The organism is Sporosarcina sp. HYO08 (assembly GCF_001563475.1).
In the GTDB taxonomy this organism is placed as follows: domain Bacteria; phylum Bacillota; class Bacilli; order Bacillales_A; family Planococcaceae; genus Sporosarcina.
This window is the reverse complement of record NZ_LPUT01000001.1, coordinates 178224-190560: the sequence shown is the minus strand read 5'-3', so window position 1 is coordinate 190560 and position 12337 is coordinate 178224. Positions and strand designations below refer to the sequence as shown.

The following is a 12337-nucleotide window of genomic DNA, read 5'->3' as shown; positions in this document are numbered from 1 at the left end:
CCTTATTTCTTTCTCAAGGCAATCTATTTATATATATACCCTTAAACTTGATATGGTGCATTAATCGCGCAAATAACAGCCATAAAAAATGCCGTTTTCCTTTCGGAAAACGACATTTTTAATTTATACAAATTTAACCATCGTATATTTTTTCTTCCCGCGGCGGATAATCGTAAAGGCATCCTGCAAACGATCTGTAGCGCTGACTTCGTAAGCTGTATCCGTCACGCGCTCCCCATTAAATGAAATCGCTCCGTTCGTGATGTCTTCACGGGCTTGACGTTTCGACGAAGAAACACCGGCTTCAACGATGAAATCTACAATATTTTTCTCTTCTTTTGCCATTTCAACTGAAGGCACATCTTTAAATGCATCTTTCATTTCTTCAACAGAAAGCAGCTTTAAATCACCGCTGAATAAAGCTTTTGAAATTCGAATCGCTTGATCCAGCGCTTCTTGACCATGGATAAGACGGGTCATTTCTTCCGCTAAAGATTGTTGTGCTTGACGTAAATGTGGTTCTTCTTGCACAGCTACTTCAAGCTTTTCGATCTCTTCTCGACTTAAAAATGTGAAAATCTTTAAGTATTTTACCACATCTGCGTCAGCTGTATTAATCCAGAACTGATAAAATTCATACGGGGAAGTTTTTTCAGCATCAAGCCAGACTGCCCCGCCCGCAGATTTTCCAAACTTCGTCCCATCTGCTTTCGTAACAAGTGGTATCGTAATGCCAAACGCCTTCACTTCTTCTTCATGCATTTTACGAATAACTTCTAGTCCTGTTGTAATATTCCCCCATTGGTCAGAACCGCCGATTTGTACACGGCAGCCATAGTTGTCAAATAAATGGTTAAAGTCAATTCCTTGAATGAGCATGTAGGAAAACTCTGTGAAAGAAATGCCACTTTCTAAACGAGAGGCAACATTATCTTTTGCCAACATGTAATTGACACCGAGCAGTTTTCCATAGTCACGTAAGAACTCGATCATCGTCATAGATCCAATCCAGTCATTGTTATTAACTAATCGTGCGCCATTTTCAACTTCAAAATCGAAAATTCGCTGTAACTGTTTTTGAATACCTTCCACGTTTTTTGCAATTTGCTCAGTCGTCTGAAGTTGCCTTTCTTCCGTCCTTCCGGATGGATCACCGATCATGCCCGTTGCGCCGCCTACGAGTAAAATTGGACGATGTCCATGCATTTGGAATCGACGGAGTGTTAACATAGGTACGATATGTCCGATATGCATACTGTCGGCCGTTGGGTCTACACCGCAATAAAGTCCAATTTTCTCTTCATTTAATACAGCAGCCAAGCCTTCTTCGTCTGTTTGTTGGTAGACGAGTCCTCTCCATTTTAAATCTTCCATCAATGCATTCGTCATTCTGAATCCCTCCAACTATTCATCAAAATAAAAAACGCCCCTACATGATTAAAAATCATGCAGGGACGTTACATACTACATAACGCGGTACCACCCGGCTTGAGAACAATTTCTCCGCTTTCAAAACGTATTATCGCAGCGTCTGCGTTACACTCCAAAGCTGTAATTCACAATCGGTACACCGAACAGCTTTCACCAACCGCTGTCTCTCTAAATCAGTTTTACCGCCGCTACTTCGACTTTTTCAACGTGTAAAAATTTATACTTCCTTAAGTTTAAACGATTTTTAGAAGTTGTCAAATACTTTCAATGAACATAATGATAATATGTTATAATTGAAATCGATTTTAGGGGGGATTTTAGTGACCGAACATAAAAAAAATCGGATAGACCAACTAGAAGAAAAATATGAAAGTTTCCAACAAACAAAATGGGCAAAAAGAATGCGAATTACATCCGGTGTTTTTTGGAATCTTTTTATTGTTATGATCATATTCGGGCTTACCTTTACTGTATTTGCAGCTTCAGTAGGTGCAGGTTATTTTGCCTCTCTAGTTGAAAAAGAACCGCTGCGGACTAAAAAGGAAATGCGGGATGCCATTTTTAATTATGAGGAAACGTCTGAGCTTTATTTTGCCGATGGGGTCTATATCGGTAAAGTCAATGCAGACTTAGAAAGAAAAGAAACAAAGCTTGAAAATGTATCTAAATATGTCATCGATGCTGTTTTGGCTACAGAAGATGAGTACTTTGAAGAACATAATGGCATCGTGCCAAAAGCTGTCTTTCGCGGGATTTTCCAAGACGTCTCCAACTCGGCCAGTCAAACGGGCGGCTCAACGCTTACACAGCAATTGATCAAAAACCAAGTGCTAACGAATGAAATTTCTTACGAACGAAAGGCAAAAGAAATTTTGCTCGCCATGCGACTTGAGCATTTTATGAAAAAAAATGAAATTTTAGAGGCATATTTGAATATTATTCCTTACGGCAGAAATGCCAACGGACAAAACATTGCTGGAATTGAAACTGCAGCGGGCGGCATTTTTAATAAGAAAGCAAGTGAATTAAATTTGCCGCAGGCAGCATTTATTGCAGGTATTCCACAAGCACCTTTTGCCTACACCCCCTTTAAAAGCGGCGGTGGTGTAAAAGAAGCTGAATATTTAAAACCAGGGATTAATCGAATGCAAACCGTTCTGTTTCGCATGAAAGAGACAGGCTATATTACAGAAGCACAATATAATGAAGCAATCGCTTATGATATTACAAAAGATTTCCGCGATCCGGAAAAACGCGCAAATGAGCGCTATCCGTATTTAACACAGGAAATTCAAAACCGTACAGTTGAAATTTTAGCAAGAATACTTGCTGAAAAAGACGGTGTTGATCCGGAGCGATTGGATAAGGAAAAAAAGCTTTCTGAAAAATACGCAATTCTCGCGACACGGTCAATGAAAAATGATGGGTATCGTATTTTCTCTACAGTTAACCAAAAACTTTTTGACAGAATGAACGAAGTCGCCAATTCATTTAATCATTATGGATTTACGTATACACGGGAGAGAAAAGACCCCGAAACTGGGGAAGTTGAATATTACGAGGATCCAGTTCAAGTTGGGGCAATTATGATTGAAAACCACACAGGTCGTATTTTATCCTTTGTTGGCGGCCGTGATTTTGAACTGACAAATGTAAACCATGCGACACAAGCCTATCGCCAAAATGGTTCTTCGATGAAACCGCTGCTTGTCTATGCACCTGCCATTGAATATGGTGTGATTGGTGCTGGAAGTCCAGTCGTTGATGTTAAATTTAGAGTAGGCGGATGGGCGCCAAGCAACTATTTGGCATCTCAAGAGATGGGTATTATTCCTGCTCGTGAGGCGTTAGCACGCTCGTTAAACCTTGCAACAGCAAGACTATATCGGGATATTATCGACAGAAGACCTGCAGAGTTTCTAGAGAAAATGAAATTTAGCAAGCTCCAACCTGGTGATTATGAAAACTACTCAGCATCTTACGGTGGTATGGCAGTCGGTGTAAGCGTTGAAGAAAATACAAATGCATTCTCGACCTTTGCGAATGACGGACAGTTCATCGAATCGTACATGATCGAAAAAATTGAGGATATGTCGGGCAATATCGTTTATGAGCATAAAGTCGAACCAGTCGACGTGTTTAGTCCACAAACAGCCTATATTATTACCGATATGCTGCGAGATGTATTGAAAGCACCTGGAACAGGTTCTCAAGTTCCAAAGTACATGAATTTCCGTCCAGATCTCGCGCTCAAAACAGGGACAACGGATTTTTATGGAGATGCTTGGATCGTCGGCTATAATCCAAATGTTTCACTCGGCGTTTGGCTCGGATATAAAGATAAAATGGTTAATGGACAAAAACGCGGTTTATTCCCAAGAGGTTTGCAAAGCAAAACATTGCATCCAACGACAAGGACAAGCATGTTATTCGGCAGATTTATGAATGCTGCGAATGAAGTCACACCTGAACTTGTCGGAGCCGGCGATCGATTTAAATGGCCGGAAGGCGTTGTAACAAGATCATTTTGCGGCATTTCTGGAATGGCTCCATCGGCAGGCTGTTCAACTGCCGGTCTCGTTCGTTCGGATCTCTTTAATGCAAAAGTAATGGTACCGAATAAGGCCGACGACAGCATTACTTCATCGTCTTCTGTCTCAGTAAAAGGAGTCAGATACCAACCATTGCCTTCAACACCAGCAGAATTTATCACAGCTGGAGGTGTTGGCGTTAACAAAGCCTTTATCGACAGAATGCTAGGACCATGGAAAGGAAATCCAGCAAGACTCTTCCCTGCGAACTCTAGATTTTCAACACATGTTGTATCCGGATCCGTTTTCAATGCCGATTCCGCACCACCAGCCGCAGTAAGTGTAGCAGTGAACGGAGCGACAATGACATGGGGACACTCCGCATCGAATGACGTGATCGGTTATTACGTCTATGAAGGCGGCAGAAAAATTGCCACGATTCGAGATGGTTCCGCACATTCCTATACAATTGGCGCAGGTTCGTATACTGTGAGAGCTGTTGACATTACAGGACTATTATCTGCACCGTCCAATGTTGTGACGATCGGGGCCACGGAACCTAATCAAGGGCTGGAGAAGTCGGAGCCAGAAACACAACAACCTGGAACGACAACTCCAACAAAACCAACACCCCCTAACAACGGGGACAGCAATAATGGCAACGGTGAGAATGCTGGAAATAACAATAACGGAAATGGCAACAATAATAGTAATGGCGGCAATGGCAACAACGATACATCACCGCCCGCCGACGAGGAAAACGGAAAAACAAAACAATAAAAAAAACAGCGAGGCCGTCCTAAAACAAAGTGCCAGGCACTTCTAGGACAGCCCCGCTGTTTTGATTTTTACTATTTTCACAAAAAGCATGTCCACCATTACAGTAGACATGCTTCATAAAATTTATCAATCTTCCATCGTCGACAAATCACCTGTCGGCAAATTAAGCTCCCAAGCTTTCAACACGCGTCGCATAATTTTACCGCTGCGTGTTTTAGGCAGCTTGTCCTTAAATTCAATTTCACGAGGTGCAGCATGTGCTGCAAGCCCTTTTTTGACGAATTGTTTAATATCTTCTTCCAATTCCTCAGAAGGTTCATAGCCATCATGCAAGGCAACGAATGCTTTGATGACTTCACCGCGAATCGGATCAGGCTTACCAATGACACCCGCTTCAACAATTGCTGGGTGTTCTAGCAACTTGCTTTCGACTTCGAACGGTCCGACACGTTCGCCGCTCGTCATAATGACATCATCGACACGGCCTTGGAAGAAGAAATAACCCTCCTCATCCATATAGGCTGAATCCCCAGAAACATACCATTCGTTATTCAAGAAATAAGAATCATACTTCTCTTGGTTGTTCCAAATTTGACGCATCATAGCGGGCCAACCTTTTTTAATCGCCAAGTTCCCCATACGGTTTGGCGGCAGCACATTTCCTTGGTTATCCACGATTGCCACTTCAATTCCCGGAACTGGTTTACCCATCGAGCCTGGTTTAATCGGCAAAGAACCAAAGTTACAAATCGTTTGCGCACCCGTTTCCGTCATCCACCAAGTATCATGGATCCGTAAGTTAAAAACATCCATTCCCCATCGAATGACTTCTGGATTTAGCGGCTCTCCTACAGATAAAATATGGCGCAGTGAAGAAAGATCATACTTGCTCAATGGACCTTCTCCAGCTCCCATTAACATACGGAATGCTGTTGGTGCGCTGTACCAAACGGTTACACCATATTCTTCGATTGCTTGATACCAAGCATCTGTTGAGAATCTGCCGCCTAATACTAGACTCGTTGCACCCGCAATCATCGGACCGAAAATACCATAGGCAGTCCCGGTAATCCAGCCCGGATCCGCCGTGCACCAGAACACATCTTCATCTCTTAAATCGAGTACCCAGCGCGTCGTTTGCAATTGTTGCACCATCGCTTCTTGAACATGCACAATCCCTTTCGGCTTGCCTGTCGAGCCGGATGTATAGTGAAGTAATGTTGGGGACTCACGATCGAGCCATACAACATCAAATTTAGACGAAGCTTCTTTCATATATTTATTGAAATCAACGAAGATTCCCTTCTCCTCAACGTTGTCTCCGACAAGAAATACCGTCTTTAAATGCGGTAATTTTTCAATTGGCACACGGTTTAAAAGTTCCGGTGTTGTAATTAATACCTTTGCTTCACTGTCAGATAGTCGATCGTATACAGCACCTTCCATAAATGCCTCAAAAAGTGGTCCAACAATTGCGCCAACTTTTAATGCACCTAATAATGAAAAGTACAGTTCCGGAGATCTCGGCATAAAAATGAAAATCCGATCCCCTTTTTCAAGTGAAGAATGATTGGACAATACATTAGCTGCTTTATTAGACATGCGTTTCATTTGGTCATACGTATAGGCCTCTTTTCTGTTTGGATCTTGGAAATAGAGTGCCACTTTGTTTTTTCGGAATGAATTCGCATGACGATCTACCGCTTCATGGGCAATATTCACACGCCCTGTTTCATGCCAACTAAATTCTTTTTCGATGTCTGACCAGTTGAATTGTTGCACTGCAGAATTATAATCCCCCAATTGATAATTCCCCTGAACAACCGGTAATGTTTTAACTACCATACATTTCACCCTTCCAAAAATTAATATTTCCATTGTACATCATTTTTCTCCAAATTTACCAACTCTTTTTGTCTTCTTAATAAACTTTTCAAAAATACAGAAGCATCCATTATTTGTGTGTTTGTTGTATACTAAAAGTATATGTACTTTAGTAAGGCGGTGGAAAACTGTGAAACATATTAAAACGTATAATGCTATGGAAGTTAAGCATAAAAATGGTGCGGTTATTGTAGAGGGTCCCATTTCTCCAACAGAATTGACCAATCTTGAGTTCCACAAAGAACTTATCGCTTTTCGTCCTTCCGACCAACAACATCAGGCATTAATTGAAATTGCGCAATTGCCGGAAGGACGAATCATCATTGTCCGTGATCGAAATGTGATTGTTGGATATGTAACATTTTTATATCCAGATCCGCTTGAGCGATGGTCGCAAGGTAATATGAAAAATTTAATAGAACTCGGTGCAATAGAAATCATCCCAAAGTTTCGTGAAGGCGGCGTCGGTAAAGCACTACTAGAAGTGTCCATGATGGATGATGCAATGGAAGACTATATCATTTTAACGACAGAATATTACTGGCATTGGGACTTAAAAGGGACAAAACTCAATGTTTGGGAATATAGAAAAATAATGGAGAAAATGATGAGTGCAGGCGGATTGGAATATTACGCAACAGATGATCCTGAAATTAGCTCTCATCCAGCTAATTGTTTAATGGCAAGAATTGGGGAGCGCATTGACCAGGAATCGATCCAACAATTCGATAGCCTACGCTTCATCAATCGGTTCATGTACTAATATTTGGAGGTGTTTAGATGTTAATCGAAGAAATTATGAAAAAAGATGTCTTAACACTTTCTCCCACTCACACTGTACAAGATGCATTGCTTATTATGCGCAACGAGAGGATTCGCCATCTGCCCATTTTAACAGATGATGACACGCTCGTTGGCATTTTGTCAGACCGAGATTTAAAAGGAGTTGTACCGTCATCTTTTGCGGAACAAAACAAAGCGGCTGCTTACGAAACGCCCCTTGCTGAAGTGATGACCAAAAATCCGATCGTGGGCCATCCAATGGACTTCGTAGAAGAAGCTGCTGTTATTTTCTACGACAACAAAATTGGCTCGCTTCCAATCATTTCAAATCATAAGTTAGTAGGCATTATTACAGAAACAGACTTGTTATATAAATATATTGAATTAACCGGTGCTCATCAACCCGGCTCCCAAATTGAAATTAAAGTGCCAAATGAGCCGGGCATTCTTTTTGAAGTTTCAAAGGTTTTCTATGAGTTGAAGACAAATGTCCTAAGTATCCTTGTCTATCCAGATCAGGAAAATGCTTCGAATAGAATTCTTGTTATTCGGATCAATTCTATGAATCCACTACATATTATCAACGGACTCAAAGATCGCGGGTTTGATGTCCTTTGGCCAAACTTTCCGGGAATGAATCAATGAGTAAAATGAAAGATGCTGTATTTATCTTTTCAGAAGATCAGCTAAGCTATTCTTTTTCCGATACACATCCGTTCAACCAAAAACGAATTGTCCTCACATTGGATTTGCTCAAAAAAACGGGCGCAATTCAAAACGCGGACATCGTCACACCCCGCATCGCAACGGATGAAGAGCTGCTGCTCGCTCACGATCCCGCCTATATAGAAATTGTTAAAAAGGCCGGACGTGGAGAACTTCAAGAAAATGAAGGGATTTTATATGGTATCGGCACGGAAGATACACCTATTTTTCCGAACATGCATGATGCAAGCGCTTACCTCGTCGGCGGAACATTAACCGCCGTCGATGAAGTCATGGAAGGACGCGCCAAACATGCATTAAACCTAGGTGGTGGGTTGCATCATGGCTTTAAAGGGAAAGCTTCCGGATTTTGTGTATACAATGACAGTTCAGTTGCCATTGAATATATCCGTAAAAAATACGGCGTTCGCGTGCTTTATATAGATACCGATGCACATCATGGCGATGGTGTACAATGGAGCTTTTATGATGAACCAGACATTTGCACTTTTTCTATTCACGAAACGGGACGTTATTTATTTCCCGGAACAGGTGCAGTTACAGAACGCGGAAATGGCGGAGGATACGGAACGTCTTTTAATTTTCCAATCGATGCCTTTACGGAAGACGAATCATTTTTATCCATTTATAAAACAGCATTCAAAGAAGTCACGGAATATTTTAAACCGGATGTCATTTTAACGCAAAATGGGGCCGATGCCCATTATTTTGACCCTTTGACACATCTATACGGAACGATGAATCTTTACCGTGAAATTCCGAGGTTCGCAAAAGAAATGGCTGATCAATATTGTGAGGGACGCTGGATTGCCGTTGGCGGCGGCGGATACGATATCTGGCGTGTTGTCCCTAGAGCATGGGCACATATTTGGTTTGCCATGAAACAGCTTCCGACGCCGATAGGTCCATTGCCAGCATCATGGCTGTCCAAATGGCAAGAAGAAGCGCCAGTCCCTTTTATTCCAACATGGGAGGACCCGACCCCACTGTATGAGCCAATCCCAAGAAAAGCTGAAATAACGGAAAAAAATGCGCAAATGCTTGAACGTGCCTTACATTTGATACGCAATGAATCTAAGAAATAAATAAATGACAAAAAGCAATTCTCCCTGGCCGCTATGGTTTTGGAAGAATTGCTTTTTTTACGACTTTATGGAATGACGGTCTTCTACCCGAAACGGCAGAATGACTTGCTCCTCTTCAACCTCTTCGCCATTCATTAATTTTGTGAGTAAGCGCATTGCCACCGCGCCTAAATCATAAAGTGGCACAACAATTGTCGTTAACTGCGGACGTACAATGTTCACAAGGTTAGAATGCTCAAAACAAATGAGATCATAATCACCAGGTACATTCAAGCCATCGTCACGTAATCCATTTACTATGCCGGCCGCAAGCTTGTCATTGCTGACAAACAGCCCCGTCGGATCACCCGGCAGCCCTTTAATTTCTTTCCAACCTTCATAAGCACTTTCATACGTGTCGCCAATTTCGACAATATAATCTTCGTTCACTTCGATGCCAGCGTCTTTTAAAGCACGTATATAGCCTGCTTTTTTATAGACACCGTTCATATCCCGTGCGAATGGTCCCGATACGAAAACAATTTTTTTATGGCCGCTTTCGATTAACTTCGTAACTGCAACATATGCCCCTTCTTCATAGTCGATACTAACTGACGCTAACTTTTTTTCTAAATCCGGAATTCCGGCAAGGACAATCGGTACATTCGCGGTAGACATTTCTTTCCGTACATCTTCGGAGATCGAATCACTTAAAAAAATGAGCCCGTCCACTTGTTTACCGAGGTGGTCTTCGATTAACTCCACCTCTCTTGTTGTCCGCTCATCAGAATTCGAAAGGATAATATTATATTCATACATCGTCGCCACATCGGCAATCCCTCTTGAAAGTTCCGAGTAAAAACTTTTCGAGATATCCGGAACGATCACACCAACCGTTGTTGTCTTTTTACTTGCAAGCCCCCGTGCTACAGCATTCGGACGATAGCCAAGCCGCTCGATACAATTAAGTACTTTTTTTCGTGTTTCGGGTTTTACGTTCGGATTGCCATTTACGACGCGTGAAACCGTCGCCATCGAAACGTTCGCCTCCCTAGCAACGTCGTAAATTGTTACTGCCATTTGAAATGACTCCTCTCCTAATCTTTACCTTTATTATAAACAAAAAGCCGGAACTATGAAAGTTCCGGCATCAATGTTTTAAACCGTGTGGTGTGTTTTCATATACTGGTTTAGTTGTTCGTAAAATTCATCAAATTGCTTCAAGTCCATTTGCTGTGCAGAATCGGACAATGCAACAGCTGGATCTGGGTGAACTTCGGCCATAACGCCGTCCGCGCCAACAGCGAGCGCTGCTTTTGCAGTTGGCAATAGCAAATCTTTTCTTCCAGTCGAGTGTGTCACGTCAACAAAAACTGGTAAATGCGTTTCTTGCTTTAAAATTGGAACAGCAGAAATGTCTAATGTATTTCGCGTTGCACGTTCGTACGTACGGATTCCGCGCTCACAAAGGATAATTTGATCGTTTCCTTTAGACATAATATATTCTGCTGCATTGATGAATTCATCAATCGTTGCCGCTAGACCGCGTTTAAGGAGAACTGGTTTATTCACCATTCCCGCCTCTCTTAGCAATTCAAAGTTTTGCATGTTTCGCGCGCCAATTTGAATGACATCAATGTAGTCCAGCGCTTCTTCTAAGTGAGATGGTGTAATGATCTCTGTTACAACAGAGAGACCCGTTTCATCCGAAACACGCTTTAAAATCTTTAAGCCTTCCAGGCCGAGCCCTTGGAAGTCGTACGGTGATGTACGCGGCTTATAAGCACCTCCGCGGATAAATGGCTGACCTTTCGCTTTAATCGACTGAGCAACCGCCGATACTTGCTCATACGATTCAACTGCACATGGTCCGTAAATAAAAGATGGTTTTCCATTTCCGACTTGGTGGCCATTAATATCAACAATTGTATCTTCTGCTTTTCGCTTACGTGAAACGAGAAGTGCGTTGCGTTGTTCATCTTCTTGAATCTCCAATGCAGACATGAAGATCCCTTTAAAAATTTGCTCCAGAACGCCATTTGGCAGAGGGCCATGATTATATTCCTTTAACGCATTTAGCATTTGTCTTTCACGGATTGGATCATACCGGTTAACACCTTGCTTTTCCTTTACTTTCCCAATTTCTTGAACCATTTCTGTTCGTTGGTTGACTAAATCTAATATTTTGACATTTAATTCGTCAACTTGACTTCTTAACTCATTTAAATGATTAGTCATCTTGTATGTCTCCTCCCCGTTGTTTTGCTTAATCTATAATAGTAACTAGTATAATGAAAAATTTGTGAAAAGTCACGTTGTTTCTCTAATAATAATGAAAAACAACGAAAAACAACGAAAAACCTCCAACTTCCCCGGTTTGGAAGTTGGAGGTTCACTCATTTCTCCTCTTTTACGTCAGAAACGTAATTTTGGTTCGTAATTTTATTGTCGCCTAAATTGTCGCTATTGTCATATGAAACATTACTATTTTTTGTCGACTGGTTGCTTGGTGATTGGTTTTGGTCGCCCGCGACCGCATCCTTAAATGCTTCCGCCGTTGCTGTTAAATTATTTTCATCCAGGGTGTCCACACTATCATTCGCTTTTTGCTGAACGTATTCCATTGACTCTTCGCCTTCGGATGAAGCTGTCCCATCATCCATTGGCATAGAAGCTTTGGGTTTCAATGATTTCACTTTATTGACAATTTGTCCGGATTGTTCTTGAAAAGTTTTTGAAAGTTCTCCAGATTTTTCTTTTGCGACCGATGTGAATCCAGATGCTTTTTCCTTTGCGACAGCGCTAATCTCAATACTTTTATCTTTCAGTTGACTAGCCTGTTGAGAAAAGTCTTCTCTCATTTCACTGCCCGATTTTGGCGCCAGGAATAATGCTGCAGCCGCACCGATGACACCACCAACCAATGCGCCATATAAAAAGCTTGCTGCGCCGGAGCCATCGTCTTCTTTATAGACATTGTGGGCAGGATGATAATTTGTCGGCAAATAAGCTTCTTGACCGTACGTGTTTTCATACAAGTCTTTTCTAGATTGGTACTCTTGATTCATTTGTTGATCATTGTAATTCGGCTTCGTTGTTGACATTGGCAATTCCTCCTAAGTTTAGAACATTATATTT

Annotated in this window: 9 protein-coding genes; 4 read left to right on the top strand and 5 right to left on the bottom strand. The window is 41.7% G+C overall.

The window, feature by feature from the left end; genetic code table 11:
- Positions 1–123 precede the first annotated feature (123 nt).
- Entirely contained in the window at positions 124–1389 is a 1266-nt protein-coding gene (gene tyrS / locus AU377_RS00930) for a tyrosine--tRNA ligase (protein ID WP_067402715.1), read from the bottom strand.
- 362 nt (positions 1390–1751) lie between these two features.
- Between tyrS and AU377_RS00925 the strand changes: the two genes are divergently transcribed.
- Positions 1752–4742, top strand: coding sequence for a transglycosylase domain-containing protein (locus AU377_RS00925; RefSeq protein ID WP_067402712.1), 2991 nt, complete (start codon positions 1752–1754; stop codon positions 4740–4742).
- Positions 4743–4868: 126 nt separating this feature from the next.
- On the opposite strand, the gene acsA is transcribed toward AU377_RS00925, so the two are convergent.
- On the bottom strand, positions 4869–6587 hold the full coding sequence (gene acsA / locus AU377_RS00920; RefSeq protein ID WP_067402709.1) for an acetate--CoA ligase: 1719 nt from the start codon (positions 6585–6587) through the stop codon (positions 4869–4871).
- Between the two features lie 169 nt (positions 6588–6756).
- On the opposite strand from acsA, the gene AU377_RS00915 reads away from it, so the two are divergent.
- From AU377_RS00915 to AU377_RS00905, 3 genes are read left to right on the top strand one after another with little or no spacing between them, the layout of a single operon-like run.
- A complete protein-coding gene (locus AU377_RS00915) occupies positions 6757–7389 on the top strand; it encodes a GNAT family N-acetyltransferase (protein WP_067402707.1) in 633 nt (210 codons plus the stop codon).
- Between the two features lie 17 nt (positions 7390–7406).
- Positions 7407–8054: an acetoin utilization AcuB family protein gene (locus AU377_RS00910; protein WP_067402704.1), complete on the top strand. Its 648-nt coding sequence runs from the start codon at positions 7407–7409 to the stop codon at positions 8052–8054.
- Positions 8055–8059: 5 nt separating this feature from the next.
- Positions 8060–9220 carry an acetoin utilization protein AcuC gene (locus AU377_RS00905; RefSeq protein WP_067403885.1) on the top strand — a complete coding sequence of 387 codons (1161 nt, stop codon included), beginning with the start codon at positions 8060–8062 and terminating at the stop codon, positions 9218–9220.
- 57 nt (positions 9221–9277) lie between these two features.
- On the opposite strand, the gene ccpA is transcribed toward AU377_RS00905, so the two are convergent.
- The 3 genes from ccpA to AU377_RS00890 form a co-directional block, all read right to left on the bottom strand.
- On the bottom strand, positions 9278–10279 hold the full coding sequence (gene ccpA, locus AU377_RS00900) for a catabolite control protein A (RefSeq protein ID WP_067402695.1): 1002 nt from the start codon (positions 10277–10279) through the stop codon (positions 9278–9280).
- Positions 10280–10357: 78 nt separating this feature from the next.
- Positions 10358–11437, bottom strand: a complete 1080-nt coding sequence (locus tag AU377_RS00895; protein WP_067402692.1) for a bifunctional 3-deoxy-7-phosphoheptulonate synthase/chorismate mutase — start codon at positions 11435–11437, stop codon at positions 10358–10360.
- 158 nt (positions 11438–11595) lie between these two features.
- Entirely contained in the window at positions 11596–12303 is a 708-nt protein-coding gene (locus AU377_RS00890) for a YtxH domain-containing protein (RefSeq protein ID WP_067402689.1), read from the bottom strand.
- Between the last annotated feature and the right edge of the window lie 34 nt (positions 12304–12337).